This window comes from Mesorhizobium sp. B2-1-3A, assembly GCF_006442655.1.
GTDB lineage: Bacteria > Pseudomonadota > Alphaproteobacteria > Rhizobiales > Rhizobiaceae > Mesorhizobium.
The window spans coordinates 101,148-121,180 of the sequence record NZ_VFWK01000003.1; the positions used below are offsets into that span (position 1 = coordinate 101,148).

Consider the following 20,033-nt stretch of genomic DNA (forward strand, 5'->3'; position numbering starts at 1 on the left):
GGCCGAGACATAGCGACGTGCCCCTTCGAACTCAACCCCGGCGGTTGCAACCAAATGTCCACGCGGCAAAGCTTTTTTCGGCAATGAGAATATGCGGCGATATGGAATGCTTCGAAGCTTGACAGGCTCGCCCTCCCAACCTTATATCCGCGCGACCTTGGCGAACGCCTCGAAATGCCTTTCGATTTAAGGTGGATTTCGGGCCTTTCGCCGCCCTGGCGGGGTAGCTCAGTTGGTTAGAGCACGGGAATCATAATCCTGGGGTCGGGGGTTCAAGTCCCTCTCCCGCTACCATCAATACAGCGTCAGGCGCCTCTCCTGGTTTGCGGTTTGCCAGGTTGAGGAGCTCCGCCAGCGCACCGTGGACCTTCAGCTCAATCTGCCCCCTGCCCTCGGTCGGAATGACCTCGATCTTCGCAACTAGCGAGCGGACAATCCTCGCTGCCTCGTGGCGCTCGCGTTCGTCGGATTGCAGAGTCCGCTGGAGTTCTGACACCTTCCGGCGATAAGCCTCGACCGCCGCCGGGTGAAACTCAACAATGCTTTCAGCGGCTGCCATGGCTTGAAGCTCTCGCGCTAGACTTTCCTTCTCGCTCTCGAGGTCCAGCAACTTCGATCTCATGCTGGCCGTCGAGACACCGTCGGCAATGGCATCAACGATATTGGCAATCTGCCTGTCGATGCCGATGAGCCGCTTCTCAGCTTCCTTATTCCGTTGGCGGTTCGTCACGTTCAGCCGCTTTTGCTCGGCCTGATATTCGGCAAGGAAGCCGGCGATGGCATCTGGCGCCAGCAATCGCCGCTGAACGCCAGCAAGCACACGCTTTTCGAGATCGCCAACACGGATCGTCCTGCTGTTGGCGCAGGTACCTTTTTCACGATGCGCAGCACAGGCCAGTTGGTCTTGATTCTTCACGGTATAGGAAGCGCCACAGCAGCCGCACCGCACGAGCCCTGAGAACATATGTTTCGGCCGTCGGCGATGATGGAGTTTCGCCCCTCCATATAGCTTCTTGCGAGCTTGGGCTGCTTCCCATAGCGCATCATCCACGATGCGCAGATGCGACACCTCCATGACCTGCCACGTTTTGGGCGGGTTCGGTCGCGAGATGCGCTTGCCGGTTTCTGGATCCTTCACCATCTTGATACGGTTGAAAACGAGCAGCCCGATATAGATTTCGTTGTAAAGGAAGCCGCTTCTTCGCTTGAGATTGCCGTTGATCGTCGAGGCGCCCCAAGCACCACCAAAGGGCGATGGGATACCTTCTTTATTGAGGTCAGCAGCTATCGCACGCGCTGATCGACCAACCGCGAACTCCTGAAAGATTCTGCGCACGACCTGGGCTTGATCCTCATCGATCTCGCGCAGACCGCGAATCGGTTCGCCACTTTCATCGAGCTTTTTGACCACGCGATAGCCATAGGAAAGGCCACCAGCCGCATAGCCATTCAATATTCGTCCGCTTTGTCCGCGCCTGATCTTAACCGCAAGATCACGCAGGAAGAGCGCGTTCATCGTTCCCTTGAGGCCCACATGGAGTTCGTCGACTGCACCCTCGGAAAGGGTGACGAGGTTGACGCCGGCGAAGCGCAGCCGTTTGAAGAGACCAGCCACGTCCTCCTGGTCGCGTGAGAGGCGATCAAGCGCCTCGGCAAGAACGATCTCGAACCGCCCGCTTTGGGCATCACTCAGGAGCCGCTGAATGTCTGGTCGGCGGACGATGCTTGCACCAGAGATGGCTGCATCGGCATAGGTCCCAACGACGGTCCATCTCTCCTTAAATGAGTGTTCTCGGCATAGTCGCAGTTGGTCCTCGATGGAGGCTTCGCGTTGGTTGTCGGACGAATAGCGGGCATAGAGTGCAACACGGGTCATGGCGGCGGATCCTCTCTACTGTTCCCAGGGGGTCTGCCATCCGGCTCCCTGCCCTCTCCCTCTCGGCGGACCGGCCGATTGTCGTTGGCCGCCAGCCCCGCCTCGAATGCCTCCCGCGCCAGCTGCCGGCCGATCAGCCGGGCGATATCCAGCACGACTCGATCCAGCCTGGCCGCCATGTTTTCTGGGCGGCCCTCGGGGTTGGCGAGGTCGCCGTTGTCGTTCGCCGGAACCAAAGTCTGTGGGCCAGTCTTGGTTTCCTCTGCCATCGCGTTCGCGCTCCCCATGGTGGATCGACCGTCTATCGGAGGCCGCCGGACGGCTAGGGGAAGCACGAAGTTCATGGCGTAGGGCCACAGCGTGCAATGACTTGCGCGTTGCGGTTTCGGAGTGTCAGGAGAGCGCTACATCGTCACGGCACTCCGCCGCGCCTTCCTCTTTCAGGGCCGCGACCAGCCTGACCGCGGACTCCCAATGCTTGGCAATGTCGCTCCGCGTCCTTTCCCGGCTACACCGTCCAACTGGCAAGTCGCCCGCGATTGCCTTCAAGTCTCGCAGTACGGAAGCTATGTGCGGCCACGGGAAGTCAGTAGGGTCACCAATGTCTCGATCAGCACCAACGATCATTTCTAACTTGGCGATAACACCGACTAGCGATGTAGCCGAGACCTCGGGGATAGAATCTTGAAGTTTGAGAGCTTCGGTCATCGCAAGGACCTCAGCCTCCCGCGCAATTGCATAGTCCCATGGAGCGCCGAGAGTGAGCGCCGCTTGGCCTTGAACTTGAGTCGGTGAATCTGTGGTCAATCCCTGAATTCCGGGATTGACCATGATTTGGCTCTCCAACCGCTGCTGCACGCGGCACAGCAGCAGGGAGATGTACCGAGCCATTTGCCAGTCACTCACCAGCAGAAGTGCGGGATCGCGTAGGGCTTGTGGCTGCAGTTCCGTGTCGTCGCGGCTTGCGGCGAGATCGGTTGATGAGTTTGGCTCAATTCGGATTTCCACTTCTGCTGGCGATTCCTCGATCGCACTCGCCGATGGCTCAGTCCCCGTCTCGCGCGTGACGAAGGGCAAAGTCGTGGTATTGTCGGAATCAGCCATGGATCCGAGCTCCCAACAGCTTGGCTGTGGTTTAAGCCGGGTTGCGTGCGAGCGCACGTCGCCGGCCATATTCGCGCAACGGCCGATATCAGCAAGGACCTACGTCGTTGCAAGCGGCTGAAGCGGCCAGTCTATCGTGCCCTTTTAACCGATCCGAGATCACTTTGCAATCACATGATCTAAAAGATATCACTGGTGCTCAAATGCGAGCCGCGCGCGCATTGGTCCGTTGGAGCGCGAAGGATCTGGCCGAAGCTGCAAGCGTAGGCGTAGCGACTGTAAGGCGTGCCGAGGCCGGTGACGGCATTCCGCCTACGACCCTAGCGAACCGAAAAGCGATCCGCGGCGCGCTGGAGGCGGCGGGCATCGAATTTATCCCAGAAAATGGCGGTGGCCCTGGTGTGCGCTTGGCCAAGCGACCCTAGCGACACCGCAATCTCGCGTGTTATTTTTCGAACCTAGGTAAGTCCGAACGGCCCGGATCCCGATTGTAAGCTACGCTGCCGATATCGCTGAGGAATTTCCACCGACCTCCACAAGCCATCTATCGGCAGTTATCGGCTCTTCCAGATCTCCAGCTCTGATGCCCGAACCCAGCTTGCGGCGAAAAGTGCCGTCAGCGTTGGTAGGACATAGTACATACGAGAGCGGGCAAGGTCTGGCCCCATCAGAAAATCTCCAACGAGGGGAACAAATTGACCAAGAAGCCAAGCCACGTACGCGTCTTGGCGACGGCGTATCAGGGCGACGACGATAGACACGTGGTGGGTGTATGCCGGCCCGCCACCATCCCGAGCGGACTACCACGAACCAGCCGACAGCACGAACCCAGATTACCGTGCCACTTGCCGTCAGCACGATCTATGAAATGGAGAAGCGCGGCGACCTGCTCCGAGAACGCCAGCCGAAACCTCTGCATTTGCCCAGGCTGCCTCCGGGGTGGTCACGAGGGCAGAAGACCAGCCTCCCGGTAGGCATCGACGAGGCTATCAAACAGGCCAATATCGGATCGGCTTCTGGCCAACAGTTGCGCTCCGGCAATCGACGCGAAGATCGCACGCGCCCTCTCCTCGGCCGCAGCGTCCGCACTTACGATCCCCGCCGACAAAAGCATCCGGCTAAGCCAGGTCACGTTGACATCTGCGAATGTCTGCACTTCCAGTATGACGGACTCCGGCAAGTCGTCATGCTCTGCCGACAAGAAGCTGCCGAGGCATAGACGGTTCTCGCTTTCGAGCGATCGGCGGAATATCTCCGGGTATCGGCGCAGCGACGACTTCGGATCCTGCTCCTGAGTGTGAATCGCGTCGAGGTTGGCCGCCGCGTCCTCCCAATAGCGCTTGGCCACCGCAGCCCCCAGGTCCGCCTTGCTCGCGAAGTGATGGTAGATGCTAGCCGGCTTGATGCCGACGCGATCTGCCAACTCGCGGAAGTTCATGCCGCCATAGCCGTGGGCCTGTGCGATCCGCCGTGCTTCCGTGAGGATCACTTCCTTCGCACTGGTCGCTGCCATCGTCTCTTCTCCAAAAAACCTAACAGTCGTTAGTTAGCTGTTGACGGGGCCAAATGAAAGGCCTAAGCGTCATAGCCTAACGAACGATAGGTAGGTATTTCCGATGAGCGACGACATTATCTTTTCCGATGCAACCAAGCTTGCTGAGCTAATCCGCACCAAGGCGGTATCCCCGGTCGAGGTGGTGCAGAACCACCTCGACCGGATCAAAGCCGTGAACCCCTCGATCAACGCGATCGTAACCGTCGCCGATGGCGCGATCGCCGCCGCAAAGATTGCTGAAGCTGCCGTGCTGGCCGGTGACGAACTGGGACCGCTGCATGGCGTGCCGTTCACCGTGAAGGACTCGATCGATACCGCGGGCGTGCTGACACAGCGCGGTTCGCCGATCTTCAAGGGCCGGCTGCCAGACGCCGATGCGACAAGCGTCGCCCGCATGAAGAAGGCCGGCGGCATTTTGCTTGGCAAGACCAATCTTCCCGAGTTCTCCTATTGGATCGAGAGCGACAATCTTCTCTCCGGACGGTCGAATAATCCTTGGGACGTGACTCGAACGCCGGGCGGTTCGAGCGGCGGTGAGTCTGCCGCCATCGCAGCCGGCATGTCTCCGATCGGGCTTGGCACCGACCTGGCGATCTCGGTGCGTGGGCCGGCCGCACAGACCGGCATTACCTCCATGAAGGCGACACACGGCCGAGTGCCGATGACCGGCATCTGGCCACGCGCACCGCGCCGCTTCTGGCATGTCGGTCCGATGGCGCGCTCGGTGCGCGATATCGCGCTCGCCTTCTCTCAGCTCATCGGCCCGGACGGCCACGATGCGTTCGCGACCAGCACCGTTCAATTCGACGCCGGTATCGGTCGCCAGCCCTATCGTTCGCTCCGCGTCGGTTGGATGGTCGGCCCAGGTTTTGGGCCGGTCGATCCCGAAGTTGCTGGCACGGTCAAGGCCGCAGCCGAGGCGCTCAAGGACCTCGGGATCCAGGTCGAGCAGGTCGGTATACCGGCTCTGGAACGCGATTTCGCGCTCGACGTCTTCAACAGGCTTCACGTGATGGAGATGAAGCCCGCCTTCCGCGAGGCGACCGCCGGTCACGAGGACCAGACGTACAAGATGGCGAAGACCATGTTGTCGCTGCCCGATACGTCGATGGCCGATTACATTGATGCCGAGCAGGCGGCAGAGCGTATCCGCGACGGCTATGCGGAATACTTTCGCGGCTTCGATGCGCTCATCACGCATGTCCTGCCAATCCCGGCCCACAAGCATAACGTCGATGAGTTTGTCATTGACGGGCAGACGGTCGATGCGACCTACCTCCAGGGCGCGACCGTGCCGCTCAACGTCACGGGCCTGCCCGGCATCTCGATGCGCTTCGGCACAAGCAAGGAAGGCATGCCGATCAACGTGCAGATCGTTGGTAGCTGGCTGGCAGAGTCGACCATCCTGCATGTGGCGTCGCTGCTCGAAAGCGTCAGCCGCGTGCGGAACTTGCACCCGAAGCTGTGATGATGAGGCGCCTATGGCGAGCACGTCGGGGCAATTTCCTGCCATTTTCTGAACCGTTGTGGCGTTGCTGCAACGGCTGAAGAGAGGATCCAGCATGACGACGCAGATATGGCTCGATCACACGGGTGGCCCTGAGGTGTTGCAGCTTCGCATCGTCGACCGCGAAGTCCCCGGGCCGGGACAGGTCTGGCTCGACCAGGAAGCGATCGGGGTCAATTATCTCGATGTAACGCAGCGCAAGGGTGGCGTGCCGATCACGCTGCCGGGAGGCATCGGTCTGGAGGGCGCGGGCCGCGTCGCCGCGCTTGGGGCTGGCGTTACCGATTTCGCTGTAGGCGATCGCGTCGCCTACGCGCTTGGACCGCTCGGGAGCTATGCCGGTGGTCGGCTGTACCCGGTGGAGCGCCTCTTAAGACTGCCAGACACTCTATCGGCGCAAGATGCTGCGTCGATCCTCTTCAAAGGACTGACCGCGCAGTATCTGATATTCTCGACCTATCCTGTTACGAAGGGGACCGTGGTACTTCTATACGGCGTTGCTGGTGCCGTCGGCCAAATCCTATCGCGCTGGGCGACGCATTTGGGCGCTAGCGTTATCGGCGTTGTGTCTCGTGCGGAAAGCATCGACGCAGCCAAGGAGGCCGGCTGTGTTGCTGTGCTGGTATGGGGCCAGGACGACTTACCCAACGGTATCCGGGCCGCGACCGGCGGGAACAAAGCAGATGTGGTTTACGACGGGATCGGGCGTGAGACATTCGCCACCTCCCTCGATTGCCTCCGTCCGCGTGGCTTGATGGTCTCGTTTGGCGCATCGTCGGGCAAGCCCGATCCGGTCGCCGTCGAAACCCTAAACAGCAAAGGCTCACTCTACCTGACTAGACCTGGACTGGCTGCTCACATCAGCGATGTAGACGAGTACCGAAAGCGTGCCCGAGCTGTGTTCGATGCAGTCGCAGCCGGAACTATCGTGCCAAAAATCTGGCGTACCTACGCCCTTGCCGACGCTGCGACGGCCCACGCGGACATCGAGGGCGGCCTTTCACGCGGAGCGATTGTGCTAACGCCCTGATGAAAGTTGGAACGTGATAGAGAGGGGTGCCCGAACAACGTCCATCGGGCTTTCAACGCTGGCTGGCCATTGCGTCGGCCAGATATCGTTTGGATATCGAGGCGAGTAGCGAACTCGACCTACCAGAACACATTCAAGTTCTTCTACTTAGCCGAAACGGGCGGCAGTGCGCCGATCGCGTCCCTTCCCGGCTCCAACCTTTCGTTGCCCGAGCACCGCACATTGCGTTAAGCTGCCGAAACCATTCAGAAATTGTCATCGCCAAAAGGTGCGACGAATATTCAAACATTGTGAAATTGCCACTTAACGCATTGAAAACAAACGACCGCTGAAGCGCGCACCCTGCGGGCTTTTATCTTGCCGTCTTAATCGGTCGTATTTTGCGAGACTTGTTTTCCATCGTCGTTTCTCTCCTAATCTACGATAATACATTATTCTATGCTCTATGCCACGATCCCGTACTCTTGCGTTGAGTCCCGATGCGCCGTGCAGTCTTCCGCGCTCTGCGACGGCGTAGCAGCGCTGCTTATTTGCAGCACGGGAACCGTCGTGGCGCACTTTTCCATCGGAGTGACGGAGCATCGTCACAGGCAATCCGGCGCGGTCCGGCGGTCTCGCGATCGGCGCGGCCGCAGGCAAGATAACGTGCGTTCCGTCGTTCCTGGTCTGCATCGGTCCTCATCCGCCGGAGCGGATTCCTTGTGTCAGATGGCGCCCGTCAGCGTGCCGACGCCATGCGTTTCGACTGTCGATCTTCTGCTCATCCATGCGCTCCCAGCAGCTTGCGGGCCTTGTCATTGGCACGCCGGCCGGTATCCGCTTGGGTTGCCGCGGAATCGCCGACATAGAACGTGCCGTCGGTCCAGATCGCGTGCATGATCACCGCCAGCTTGCGCGCCACGGCGACACAGGCCTTGCGGTGGCATGAGCGTTTGGCGATCGCCTGGCCCCAGCTCTTGACCTTGTCCCTGCCCTTGAAGCGCGTCATCAGCCCCGACGCCGCCTCGTAGAGCGAGCGTCGCACGTCAGCATCGCCGGCCTTCGATATGGGACCCTGGACGTCGATCGAGGTGCCCGACTGCCAGCGCCGCGAGGTTAGCCCGAAGTAGGCCGCGACGTCGCGTGAGCGGCGGAAGCGCGACGGGTCGTCGATCGCCGTCATGAAGGAAAGTGCTGTCACCGGGCCAACGCCAGGGATCGCCATGAAGCGTCGGCACAGTTCGCTGCGCGCCACCATTTTGACGACGAGATCGTGTAGCCGGCAATACTGCCGCCACAGTGCTGCGCGCGCCGACAGCATGGCGTCCATCAGCTCGGACGACAGTGGATCTTCCGCGACCGCGGCGCGCACCGCCTGATCGAAGGCCCCGCGTCCGACCTTGCCCAAGCGTATGCCGAATGCCTTCAGCGAGTGCCGGATGGCATTCTCCAGGTCGAGGAACTTTGCCTTCAGATTGCGACGATGCGTCAAGAGAAGCTTCGTCCGGTAGCAGCTTTCCGACTTGATATGGGCCTGGCGGAACCAGCCGGTGCGCATGATATGGGCGATGCCGAGCGCGTCAGCCTTGTCGGTTTTGTTGCGCTGCGCCGACATCGCGGCGCGCACATGCTGTGTCTCCAGGCAGACGGCCGGCAGGCCGAGTTTCTTCAGCTCCGGATGCAGCCAGGACGACAACGCGCCAGCCTCGTGGCCGACGCGGCGCAAGCGCGGCACAAACGGCTTCAACACCGCAAACAGCGCATCGGGATCTGTCACGGCCGTCGTCTCAAGATGCACCGCGCCATGATCGTCGACGACGCACACCGCTGTCTCGTCCATCGCTACGTCCAGTCCGCAAAAGAATTCCATCGTTCGCCTCCTGCGTTGCTTCACAGGCGCAGATTTTGCCGCCGAGTCGTCGGCCACCGCCAGTTGACTAGCGGTCGACGCACAGTTTTGCTGCTCTGCCAGGCGCTCGCCCCGATTACGGGCGGCAATCGGTCTTCGGTCGTATTTCGTGGCCCTCGCTCGACAGCACCAAACCTCGCTTGTCACGCGGTAATGTCCGGCTACCCCCTGCTGCGCGAGGAACTACGAAAGGGAGCAGATCGCTTCTGAAGCGTCCCGCTGATGCTCACTGAGAGCGCTGCTTCAGCTGCAGTCAATCTGCAGCCGCCTTGATGATATAGGCGCATCCCTGGCACGATCGAGGGCACGTTGGAGTTGCCAGATTTGACCCTTAGATCGCGCTGGCCGGCCTGTCATATCGACACTGCGAAGGCCTGCCAAAAACAGCCTGGTTGAACAAGATGGAGGTAAGCCGACGTGTGGCAGAAAGACATTCTTGTGTTGCCCGACGATCTGATTGCGTTCGCATGGTCGGCACCGATGCGGGACTTGGCGGCGAAGCTTGAACTGTCCGACGTAGGGCTGAAGAAGTTGCTGACGCGATGTGGAGTTGCGTCGCCACCGCAAGGATATTGGAACAAAATCCGTGCCGGAAAGAAGGTGCCAGTACTACCCAAAGCGCCACCGAGGCGCCCCGGTGAATTGGGCCGAGCAAGTGTCGACGCCCGCTTCAAAAAGGTGCTGCCGATAGCAGCTCCTCTTCCATCGAGTGGGCCATTTGCATCGGCTCTGGTTCCAGAAGACCTCGACGAACTCCACGCACAAGAGTTGAAGGCGATTGGCAAAGCTTCCGTCCCACACACGTTGGACAGGCCTCACAAAGGGCTCGTTCAAATACTGAAGCAGGAGCAGCGCCGCCGCGATAAGAATGCAGAACGCGAGTGGACCTTTGACGAACCCAAGTTCGACAATCCACTAGGCAAGCGACGACTGAGAATCTTCAACGCGTTGTTTTTGGCGCTTAGCAAGCGCGGCCACGACGGTGGTGCCTACGAGCGCGATGGAGAAATTCACGCGGGAGCAGCGATCGGCGACACACATGTTGGCTTGGAAATTGGAATAGTCGGCAGCCACCGAACCGTGCGTCAGCAGGGGTACCTGCGGCCGGCGCCGGACCTGCCAGCATCAACCTCACTTGCCCTGCGGATCGATCCGGGGTTCGACCGCAAGAATACAGTTTCTTGGCAGGATGACGGTGACGCCAAGCTTGAGTCAAAGATCGCTGAGATTGCGGCTGCGATCATCGTGGCGGGCGAGAAAAAGTTCAGAGCTAGCCTGCGGGAAGACGAGGAGCGCGCAGAGCGGGAGCGGATCGAAAAGGAAAAGCAGCGCCAGGAATGGTTAGTCCAACTCAACCAAAAGCGCCTGCAAAACCTGCGGACCAGCGGGGAGCTGCTGCGTCAGGCTGAAGACATTCGCGTGCTTGTTGAGCGCGTCCGTCGCGCGATCGATGATGGTTCGGTTGATATCGATGCATCGACACTGGACGCATGGCAACGTTGGGCACTCGCAGAGGCAGACAGGATCGATCCAGTGCGGTCTGGTCAGATTTTGACGCATCTCAACGAGCCGTCGCTTTAGTAAGTCAGCTGCGCCTTTCTAACCGAAAGCCCGGCTGTTGAGGAATTTTGCAGGGAGCAATACGGAATAGCGAGTGGCTACCGCCACTGACTCAACGTTGCGTTCTCTGTCGCACCTTTGTCTTGGCCAGGATGCGTCGATTGATCTTCTCTTTCCACGCCCTCTGTGGCTGGGAGAGCCTCCGCTTTAAGACCGTCTGCTTGAGGAAAGTGTATTCCTTCTCGCCAAACAGATAACCGTTGCGCCAAGCGTGTTCGATCAGATCGTGATTGGCGTTAGCGCTGATGTCCGCGGCGATGCGTCTTAGGCCTTCGAACAGATTACCGGTATCGATCTGGATAAAGCGGTTGATACACACGTTGCCGACGTAAGTTGCATACCCGTTCAGCCGATTGCGGATGTAGCAATGCTCCTTGATCTCCTGCCCGCAGGGACAGTTGTCGAATTCATCACTGATTTCGATCGCTTCAAGGAACCACTCCGTCCGGGCGACGTCAAATACCTGCGAGACCGAAAGCGGCAGAATGTGCGCCTTGAGGCGCTCGAAATTATGACTTTCCATAGACCAACCTTAAATCCCTGCTCAGCATTGCGCAAAATTCCACATTGAATACACCAATTACCTGAATATAGTGGTTTTTTGGTCAGGAATCTTAGAATATCTAGGCTTGGGCGGATTTCGATGGAAGGCACCGGGGTAGAGATTGCACAGATAACCTTCTTTCTCGCGAAGGAAGGCGTCACAATGGTTTCGATTATCGAAGACGAGGCCGACCTGGAAGGCGAGAAGGCTGTTCAGACGTTCGACTTCGAAGTGGAGGACGCAGCCTGTCGCTTCATCTATTTCGAAGCGAAATCAGTTCGGAAGAATCCTCCGTGGCTTGACTTCATCAACGAGCAAATGGGCGATGTCCCAATTACCTTCAGCTCCACCAGTCAAAGCCCCAACGGCTTACTTCTGATCTCGGTCGATAAGCGACTATTCGCTGCGGTATTTGGCCGGAGCGCGGTGGGCTACCTGAACAGAAAAATGCTCGAGCCAGATTTCGGCATCAAGACCGCGATGAACATGTGCGGCAACGAGGAAATTCGCCAAACACGTAGTCAGAGCAATACCATCACGCCGACCCATATCGACCGTCAGGCCACCAAGCCGTCCGACAGCTTCGTGTTTGGCTTGAGCGAGGCGGAGGACCTGAGGTACATATCGGCACACATAAAGGGCAACCGAAACACCACATTGCAAGGGCGTGACAGCCTAACAGTGAAGGTGATCGGCGAGGAAAAGCTTAGCTGGAAAAAAGTCATCGCACAGTGCCAGGAGTTCCTCGGCCGCTTCGGCGCCCGGGACTATATCGCCTTGTTCCCAAACTACCGCAATTTCCAGCCTGCATCGGATGAGGATGCCGCCATTCTCGACGCTGCCTTGATCGCGGCACTAAGAGCGAAGGACTATGGCAAGATCGAGCTGTGCATCCCCGAGTTCCTTTTGGAAGAGGACTACAGTTTCTCCTATTCCAATAAGGCTGAGCGAGAAAACACGATCTATTCGTTCCTTGAGCCCGAGCAGATGGAGAAGGTGTTCAAGACGCCGGAAGCTATCACTGTTGATCACCTCCAAAAGAAGCGTATCTTTGCTTATTCGACAGCTGAGGAACGTGTCCTGGGTTATCGGCGCTGGTCGATATATAATTGTCTGGTCTACGAGCATGAGCTCGACGGCCGCTATTTCATTCTGAACGATGGCCGATGGGTTCAGGTCGATCCCGATTTCTATAAGTCCATCGTCGAGTTCATTGCCGACCGTGTGCAGGAGGAAGCGCCGGAAGACTGGTATCTCGATATCGACATAAGTGATGATGCCGCGAAGAGGAACAGTGAAGCGATCTTCAATGCACGAATTGTCGAACTGCGTCCGACTTGCGTCCTGTTCGACCGCGCCAAGCTCCAAATTGGTGCAGGTCGCAAGGATAAGGAGTTTTGCGATGTTCTCGACTTGCGGGGCGACGGAGTGGTGCGAATCATAAATGCCAAGCAGTACAAAGACGCGTCATCGATCAACTACCTATTTTCTCAAGCAAAATTCTATTGCGAAGCATTCCTCAACGATGACACTTTTCTCAGGGAAATCCGAGAATTCATTGAAAAGAGCCCGAGCCCGCAACGGGCAGAATATCTTGATTACATAAAGCCTGAGATTGAGAACAACCACGGCGCCGACTACGTCCTATGTCTCTGGCTGCTCTACGATAAGAACACGGCAGCACCTTCAAAGGGCGACATCCCACTCATAGCTCAGTATGAGCTCAAGCTAATGCACGACCACCTGCGCAAGGTCTGCAAATTCCAAGAGATCATCATTCGTTTCATTCCTGTGAAGACGACACGATACACGCTGTCACGCAAGAACAAGAAAGCGGCGTAAAGGGCTGCCTTGTGTAGGCGAGGAAGCCGGCATTCGAGCGCTCGAAAATGTCATGTCGGACACAAGACAGCTGAGTACGTATCTGGATAGGCCCCCAGTCAATCGACAAACCCTATGTTTCTTCCATTGGGGTGCTTAGTGCCTGGCCCAAATCAGTCGGCAGGAACCACTCCCTCCAAACATCCTCGTAGTTCTTCGGCAGGATCGACAAGCCTTGCCACAGGAGGAACACATCGACCTTTCTTAGGTGGTCATCCATTTCTCCCTCGAACGTCCTAACGTCGACGAGAGGGATTGACCGCTCGATGAGGCCAGGCTGCCCCGTCTCGATGAACCGCCGCAGACCATCGCGGTAGTGTCCGATAATCGGACACATCTCGACGTCGTCCCAGAAGTCGTATCTCGCAATCTTCTGGGCGAAGTGTTCCGCTAGCGATCGCCAGTCGCCATTCTCAGCCCAGTTCAATTCCGAGTGCTGAAAGGTGAATCTCTGGAACGCTGAGAACAGCTTTGAACGCTTGGCATACCAGCGTAGCGCTATACGCCCGACAGTCCCAGAGACGTCGTTGGTGCAGGGCAGGTGTATGGTCCGGTGTTCCTTATCACGGTAGTCGTCGAAACGCGGAACGAGGATCTTGTCGATATAGTCATTGAGGCAAACGAAGATGCATCTCTCCCGTGTGAGATCGGCGATAACCAGCAGGACCGGCAGCCCGACCCCCATCCTTTCGATCGTGACGAGTTCAGACGTCTCAAGGCTGAGCCTGTATGTCTCGATCGACATGGAAGGCTCGTCATCGAGCTTTTCCCGACCCTTTTCGACATTGCCGCGACGATGCAGTTGCAGGCTTCCAATTTTCGGGGAGTCGGTGCTTTTCAGCTGAATGAAGAAATGTTCACCGAGCGTCTGGGGATACGGCGTCCCCGCATCCTCGAAGACCTCCACCGCATAGTCCAAGCCGTAGTCAGGTCTGTACTCGCGCAGTACCCAGTTCACCGGCATTACGCGCTTCAGCAGCGCAATTCCGCGCTCGTCGATCAGATGCTGGGGAGCTCGTCGCTTTGCATGACCTACCATATGATGCCTTTACCGTTTCGCTTCTTCTCACGTCGCTTGGCGGCGCGACCCAGAAAGTTCGAAAAGCTTCCAAGAACCCAGGTGGACTAGACTAGACGCCTCGTGAACCTGGCGCCCGACGGGCCGGCAGCTTAGCAGGATCAGATTGCAAATAGCTGACGTTCAGTTACGAGACGCAGTGATACTGCGCATAGACCGTCGTTTAGCAGATTAGCTGGACCAGTCGCGCCGCTCGGCATCCTCATCCTCCCGCTTCGCCTGCCAATCATAACTGTCGGCAAGCTCGTTCAGCGCCTTGGCAGTGTAAGGGTGCTCGAAGGCGATGGCCTTCGCCCAGTGTCGGTACTTCGTCACCTCGTTCCGCTCCAGAATGCCGCCATCGCCTGGCATTCGAGTGGTCACGCCACGCCGGTTTGCCTTGCCAACGCGAAACCCCTCCAGCATGGATTTGCTTCGGAAAATGTCGAGAGCGTCGCGGACGGGCTCCGCGGGCCAGTTCCCATCTGCGCCCTGGGGCGAAGAGGAAAGCATCTGGCCAATCTTGCTATCGGCGATGTCGAGCCGGCCGACCGACTTGGCCAGCGCGCGCGCGTCCTTGATCCAGGCTTCCAGCGTCTCGCCGTCGATGCTGTTGCCTTCGCGCTGGCCAGGGATGTGGTTCCAGAGTTCGAATAGCCGGTAGGCCTGGCGGGCAACCGCGTGCGCCTGTTCGGGATCGTTTGGCTCGGGCTCCTCGATCCCGCTTTCGGCGCTGGGTTTGAAAACGGCGCTTAGCATTTCGATGAATAGCTTCGGCTGTTCCGAAAGAACTGACAGCAGCACCTTCGGGGGTCGGCGAGAGTACTCAAGGACGCGCAGGTAATTCCATTCCACCATCGCCAGAGCATCGCGATCAACATCATCACGGCCGTCCAATTCCGTCAGCGTCTCGGCGACATAGTGCTGGAACATGGTAGCCTCGTTGCCGTCGGCCTGGTTCTCAGCGGGTTGGCGCGCCGCCTGCTCCAGCACCTCAAGCAGCAGGGCGGACGGAAGACCGACCGACTTGTCGCGACGGCCTACGAGCATCAGAGCGTGACTGGCCCGACCCACGTCGATCAGTTGGCGGATGGCGTAGACGATGGCTTCGCTGTCTCCGTCTATCCAAAAGACCGGTGCGCGGCGCCAGTAGGTCGCCAGCGTCTCGCCTCCGATCGACGCGACCTGGTCCCAGGTCCATCGGCCGCTAGGCAGGGCGCGCAGGACCGTCATCATAGCGTCCTGGCCCCAGGCGTCCGCTCGCACCCGGGCGATCAGCGCCTCAGCCCATGTCACGTTGCGGTCTCGGAATGCCGAGATGATGAGGCCGTGGGCGACGTCACGCTCGTGCGGATCGTCGCTTCTAGCAGCCGCTTCGATCAGGGCATCCAGGTCGACGGTCGTGATGCCGCTGTCGTAGAGTGCCTTGCCGATGTGGCCAGCTGTTTCTACCAGTCGAGCTAGGCCGAGGATCGCCGGGATCCCTCCCTTCTTGAAGAGGGTTTCAGCGGCCACCTGGCGGGCCACCTCTACCTCGCGCTGCTCGGCTTCCCATCCTTTGCCCGCAGGTTTGGGCAAAGCGACAGAGTTCTCGAACAGCCATGCAGCCAGAGCCAGTGAGTCGCTGGGTGCAAAGCGCTCGTAGACCGCCTCCAATCGTAGCAGCACTTCCTCCGACAATGACCACTGTGCGTCGGGAAACTGTCGATGGTGGTGCAGGACGCGCCGAAGCTTTTCCCAGAAGACGGCACGATCGCTGCTGTTCGTGACCTTTGGTTCAGCCGCCTCCAACGTCGCAAGTGCGTGTCCTAGGTCTGGCGCAAGGTCGCCAAACCGATCCAGCAACGCCGACCATCGCTGAGGATCGATGCCCACGTCGGCGATCAGCCGCTCGCGGATACTTGCGGCGCCCTGGCCGATCAGATTCCAGGTCACCACTTCCGGCTTGTCGACGCTGAAATCGCGCCAGCGCGGCTGGGGCGACGGACTTGAGATGTCGTGCCCGCTCGGCAGCACGCCGAGCATTAGTTTCCACGCCGTCGCCGGTTCGCGTTTGCGTATCAAGTCGAGCGCGCGAATACGCTGCTCTTGCGTAGCATAGGTCTGTGGGCTCCAGAGCAGGTGAACCTCCTTCAGACTGTTCATCGGCCCATTGATGTATTTGCGCGGCTTGACGTCTATCGCGTCGAGACGTGCCAAGGCATGAGTTACGCGCGGCATCCAATCGGGTGACCATGCAAGGGATTCCAGCGCCCACATCAGGTCGGACAGGTGCTCGGTACCGAAGACGCCGCCGTCATCGTGCCCAAACAGAGCGCCAATCGGCGGATCGTTGTGGTCTAGACTGTCTTCGATAGCCGTAAGGAAGGCATCGGGCGAAGCCTCGGCGAGCAGCCGAAAGTCGCCAGACAGTGACCACCAGCGCCGCTCGTCGGCGCCTCGTAGCAGTCGCGCAACGATTGCGTCCGCGCGTCTCGGCGCGTCTGCTACGGTGCGAATCTTGCCCCCCCAGAGTGCCAGCAGGATCAGCACCTGGCCCACGCCATGTCGCAGAAGGCCTGAATAGCTCGGCTGAACACCATGGATGTCGGCCATCCAGCGGTCGTCTGGCTCCATGTCAAAACGAGGATCGGGCGCACCAAGGACCGCTTGAGCGACATTCTCGAAACGGTTGAGATCGGCGGGCGTTAGGTAGTGGGCCAGCAGAATCCAGGCGTCAGACGGCGACGCTATGCGCCATGCCTCACCAACCTTCTGCAGCGGACTGTCGAAGGCGCCCACAAACGTCGCAAGGTCGGCGATGACGGCGTCGTAGGGCTGCTCTGCAAGTTCGGCCAGACGCGCTCGGTCGCCCTCCGAGGTCTCGACCCAGCCGCCGGCGAGCAGCGCCGCCAATAGCGCCTTCGGCGGGGCCGCTTCCGCCCACCACGGCAGACGTCCAGGAGCGCCCGGAATGAGCCGACGCAAGACGGCAAGATTTCGTGCGCTGTCGCGAGCCAGCGCCTGCGCCCGTGGTTCGCCTATGCCCGCTGCTTGGAGGGCGTTGGCGATGCCTTCTCGAGATGGCCGAGCCAGGGCTCGGACCTCGCCGCGTCCGATCAGACGCTCGTCATAGGCCAGGAGTACGAAATGGCCCCGGTTGGCGAGGGAGCGGGCAAGACCCGGATCAGGTTCGGTGAAAATCAGGATCAGCGGCCCCCTAGCATTGCTCAGGGAGCGGGCCGCCTCGGCCGTCGTAACCACCAACGTGCGGGCGCGATAGGCCGCCGCGAGATCGTCCGGAAGTTCGCTCAGCGCAGCATGAAAGAACGCGGCCACCTCTTCGGTCGTAGTCGCCTGAAGGGAAAGGACGGACGGTTCGCCGCGCAGCCAGCGCAGGACCTCGGCCGAATCCTCGCTCCGGTCGGCGAGCACGAGGTCCTCGGTAAGTCGCCACTCGGTAGCGAGCGACCACTCCTCCCATAGCTCATCGAGTTCTCGCGTCCCGGGCGGCCGCTTGTTGAGACGCGACGCGATCCAGAGGCCAACTGCCGGATGCTGCTCGATCCAATGCACCAGGTCATCAGCATCGTAGACGCGTACCTCCCGCCATGGCCCCAGTGCCTGACGGGACCTGGCCCAGGCGTCCTTCTGCGGCCAATGCCGCAGCGTGACGAAAATATAGGCGGACGTAGCGGGATCGAGGGGACTCGGTGTGGCCGTCCGCTTCTCGTAGTCTTCCGTCGCCTTCTGCTGGATGTTTCGCCGCTGGGCGCCGAGTTCCCAGCCAGCGCGCCCTTTCGGGATGTAAGCGTTACCGTTGACGGCGACGGTAACGCCGTCCCATCCGGGGTGACGAACGCCTTCATCAGACGGGAAACGCAGTTCGATGTTGGGGTCGAGCGCAGCCTGGACCAGTTTGGCGAGTAGCGTAGGCAGGCTGACCGAACCGTCTGTGCGGTCAGCCCATTCCGATAGGTCTTGCGCACTGACCCAGCGAACCGGAGTTCCGGTCGCCTCGCCGCCGGCGATAGACGGCACCGCGGGACCGATTACCGCGCCCGTGGGCAGGAAGGTGATGCCCGCGCTCTCCAGGGCGGTGCGGATGGCCTGAGCGTTGTTGGCGACCGGTGTACGTGAGCCGCGCTCGAAATCGGCGATGGTCGATGTTCCCACGCGCGCCGCCTTCGCAAGATCCTGCTGCGACCAAGCCAGTAGAGCGCGCGCAGCCCGAACATGCTTGGGTGTAAGTTCCGTGGGGGGACTGGAGTTTCTCATGGTCATATGAAATATATGACATCAGAAGGAAAATCTCAACCGTTACCTTGTGTTGACAATACCTAATTTATGCCGACAATAGGTAACATTGTGGCTGGTCGTCATATGGGTTATCGCGAACGCGCCCTTGATCTGGTCCGTGCCCGAGGCATAGCCCGAGCGCGAGACTTCAAGGCTGCCGGCATCCCCCTGACCTACCTCAAACGCCTGACTGACACCGGAGACCTGGTTCGTCTAGGCCGCGGACTCTATCAGGATTCTGCCCACGTTGGTGAGCATATCGAGCACAATTTGGCGGAAGCGGCGCGCCTTGTCCCGAATGGCGTCATCAGCCTTATCAGTGCGCTCCGTCACCATGAGCTGACGACCCAGCTGCCACATGTGGTCTGGATGACAATCCCCCACAAGGGCAGGACGCCGAACACGAGGAACCTTAAGATTGAAGTCGTCCGAGCAACTGGGAAAGCCCTGACGGCCGCGATCGAGCTAGTGATGATAGAAGGGGTGCCGGTGCCGATCTACGGCGTCGCCAAGACCGTCGCCGACTGTTTTAAGCATCGCCGGCAAGTAGGCGAGGACGTGGCGATCGAGGCCCTGCGCGACGCCCTGAAGCAGCGGAAGACGACCGTTAGCGAGCTCATAAAGTATGCCGCCATCGACCGGGTGACCAGCCGAATGGAGCCATTCATCAAGGCTATGCAATGAAGGACAAAGTCATCAAAGATCCAGCCGCATCAATCCGCGCGCGGCTGTTCGCCCACGCCAAAACAAATGGCGACGATTTCCAGCGGGTCCTGACGCGCTACGCCATTGAACGCTTGCTATTCCGCCTTAGCCAGACCGACGCGGCCGAGAGTTATGTCCTGAAAGGGGCCATGCTGTTCGTCACCTGGCCCAAGCACGCCCTTCGGCCTACCGGCGACCTCGACCTACTCGGCTACGGGGACCCCGCCCCCGAGGCCCTGATGACGTTGTTCAAACACATTTGTCAGATGGAGCTTCCGGAGGACGGCATCCTGTTCGACCCAGCTACGCTGAAGATCGAGGCGGTCCGCGAAGACGACAAGTATCAAGGCGCCCGGCTAACCCTGAAAGCGACTTTGGCCAGCGCGGTCATCACCGTGCAGGTCGACATCGGCTTTGGGGATCACGTCTACCCGCCGCCGAAAGTGGAAATTTTTCCGTCTCTTTTGGCGGGCCTGCCAGAAGCCAGCATCCTCATGTACCCGCCCGAGACTATGATCGCCGAGAAGTTCGAGGCAATGATCCGCTTCGGGCAGACCAACGGCCGCGTCAAGGATTTCCACGACATCTGGGTAGCCACGCGCATATTCCCGTTCGAGATGACCAATGTAGTGGAGGCAGTCGGCGGAACACTGCACCGCCGCGGGACGGCCATCCCAACGGAGATGCCCGTCGGCCTAACCGAGCCCTTCGCAGCGATCGCGGAGCAAGGCCTCTGGAAAGGCTTTCTGCGCCGCACGCCGCCTGTGATGAAGCCGCCCCCTTTCTCACAGCTGCTAGGTGAGCTTCGACACTTTTTCGGACCGATCATCGTCAGCCTAAGCGTCCCAGAAGGCGCGCGCGGACGTTGGGACCCTGATGGCAGCGCCTGGCGTTGATTGGCTCGTCGCCTGCGGTCATCCCTGGATGACAGTACGCAACGCAGCGATCGGCAAAACGAAACTTCAATCAAGAGTGCCGTACGGGCAAT

15 protein-coding genes and 1 tRNA gene are annotated in these 20,033 nt (G+C 59.6%); 8 read left to right on the forward strand and 8 right to left on the reverse strand.

The annotated features are described in order from the left end of the window. The first annotated feature begins 217 nt into the window (after positions 1 to 217). Positions 218 to 294, forward strand: a tRNA-Met gene (locus tag FJ977_RS11870). Here FJ977_RS11870 and FJ977_RS11875 read toward each other — a convergent pair. From FJ977_RS11875 to FJ977_RS36260, 3 genes are all read right to left on the reverse strand, one after another. Further along, entirely contained in the window at positions 251 to 1,876 is a 1,626-nt protein-coding gene (locus tag FJ977_RS11875) for a recombinase family protein (protein ID WP_140772756.1), read from the reverse strand. The genes FJ977_RS11870 and FJ977_RS11875 overlap by 44 nt on opposite strands. Next, positions 1,873 to 2,145: a hypothetical protein gene (locus FJ977_RS11880; protein WP_140771601.1), complete on the reverse strand. Its 273-nt coding sequence runs from the start codon at positions 2,143 to 2,145 to the stop codon at positions 1,873 to 1,875. Before FJ977_RS11880 ends, FJ977_RS11875 begins: the two co-directional genes overlap by 4 nt. Positions 2,146 to 2,269: 124 nt before the next feature. Then, positions 2,270 to 2,980, reverse strand: a complete 711-nt coding sequence (locus tag FJ977_RS36260) for a hypothetical protein (protein ID WP_246682998.1) — start codon at positions 2,978 to 2,980, stop codon at positions 2,270 to 2,272. Positions 2,981 to 3,183: 203 nt separating this feature from the next. On the opposite strand from FJ977_RS36260, the gene FJ977_RS36265 reads away from it, so the two are divergent. Then, positions 3,184 to 3,405, forward strand: a complete 222-nt coding sequence (locus FJ977_RS36265) for a helix-turn-helix domain-containing protein (protein WP_140772759.1) — start codon at positions 3,184 to 3,186, stop codon at positions 3,403 to 3,405. A 518-nt stretch (positions 3,406 to 3,923) separates the two neighbouring features. Here FJ977_RS36265 and FJ977_RS11895 read toward each other — a convergent pair. Continuing rightward, positions 3,924 to 4,493, reverse strand: coding sequence for a TetR/AcrR family transcriptional regulator (locus tag FJ977_RS11895; protein ID WP_140771603.1), 570 nt, complete (start codon positions 4,491 to 4,493; stop codon positions 3,924 to 3,926). Between the two features lie 103 nt (positions 4,494 to 4,596). Here FJ977_RS11895 and FJ977_RS11900 point away from each other — a divergent pair, with 103 nt between their 5' ends. Both FJ977_RS11900 and FJ977_RS11905 read left to right on the forward strand, forming a co-directional pair. Continuing rightward, positions 4,597 to 6,003, forward strand: coding sequence for an amidase (locus tag FJ977_RS11900; protein WP_140771605.1), 1,407 nt, complete (start codon positions 4,597 to 4,599; stop codon positions 6,001 to 6,003). 94 nt (positions 6,004 to 6,097) lie between these two features. Next, entirely contained in the window at positions 6,098 to 7,072 is a 975-nt protein-coding gene (locus tag FJ977_RS11905; RefSeq protein ID WP_140771607.1) for a quinone oxidoreductase, read from the forward strand. Between the two features lie 760 nt (positions 7,073 to 7,832). Here the strand turns inward: FJ977_RS11905 and FJ977_RS11910 are convergent. Continuing rightward, entirely contained in the window at positions 7,833 to 8,921 is a 1,089-nt protein-coding gene (locus FJ977_RS11910; RefSeq protein WP_140771609.1) for an IS110 family transposase, read from the reverse strand. 456 nt (positions 8,922 to 9,377) lie between these two features. On the opposite strand from FJ977_RS11910, the gene FJ977_RS11915 reads away from it, so the two are divergent. Beyond that, positions 9,378 to 10,541: a hypothetical protein gene (locus tag FJ977_RS11915; protein ID WP_140771611.1), complete on the forward strand. Its 1,164-nt coding sequence runs from the start codon at positions 9,378 to 9,380 to the stop codon at positions 10,539 to 10,541. Between the two features lie 91 nt (positions 10,542 to 10,632). On the opposite strand, the gene FJ977_RS11920 is transcribed toward FJ977_RS11915, so the two are convergent. Beyond that, positions 10,633 to 11,103: a hypothetical protein gene (locus tag FJ977_RS11920; protein WP_140771613.1), complete on the reverse strand. Its 471-nt coding sequence runs from the start codon at positions 11,101 to 11,103 to the stop codon at positions 10,633 to 10,635. A 120-nt stretch (positions 11,104 to 11,223) separates the two neighbouring features. Between FJ977_RS11920 and FJ977_RS11925 the strand changes: the two genes are divergently transcribed. After that, positions 11,224 to 12,966, forward strand: coding sequence for a DUF6119 family protein (locus tag FJ977_RS11925; RefSeq protein ID WP_140771615.1), 1,743 nt, complete (start codon positions 11,224 to 11,226; stop codon positions 12,964 to 12,966). A 112-nt stretch (positions 12,967 to 13,078) separates the two neighbouring features. Here FJ977_RS11925 and FJ977_RS11930 read toward each other — a convergent pair whose 3' ends face one another. Next, positions 13,079 to 14,044 carry a DUF4365 domain-containing protein gene (locus tag FJ977_RS11930; protein WP_140771617.1) on the reverse strand — a complete coding sequence of 322 codons (966 nt, stop codon included), beginning with the start codon at positions 14,042 to 14,044 and terminating at the stop codon, positions 13,079 to 13,081. Between the two features lie 210 nt (positions 14,045 to 14,254). Beyond that, positions 14,255 to 18,325 (reverse strand): helix-turn-helix transcriptional regulator, encoded by a 4,071-nt coding sequence (locus FJ977_RS11935; RefSeq protein WP_140771619.1) that lies wholly within the window; start codon positions 18,323 to 18,325, stop codon positions 14,255 to 14,257. A gap of 99 nt (positions 18,326 to 18,424) precedes the next feature. Between FJ977_RS11935 and FJ977_RS11940 the strand changes: the two genes are divergently transcribed. Together FJ977_RS11940 and FJ977_RS11945 are read left to right on the forward strand one after the other, a co-directional pair. Beyond that, positions 18,425 to 19,024, forward strand: a complete 600-nt coding sequence (locus tag FJ977_RS11940; protein WP_140771621.1) for a type IV toxin-antitoxin system AbiEi family antitoxin domain-containing protein — start codon at positions 18,425 to 18,427, stop codon at positions 19,022 to 19,024. After that, entirely contained in the window at positions 19,021 to 19,941 is a 921-nt protein-coding gene (locus FJ977_RS11945; protein ID WP_140771623.1) for a nucleotidyl transferase AbiEii/AbiGii toxin family protein, read from the forward strand. Before FJ977_RS11940 ends, FJ977_RS11945 begins: the two co-directional genes overlap by 4 nt. The last annotated feature ends 92 nt before the right edge of the window (positions 19,942 to 20,033 follow it).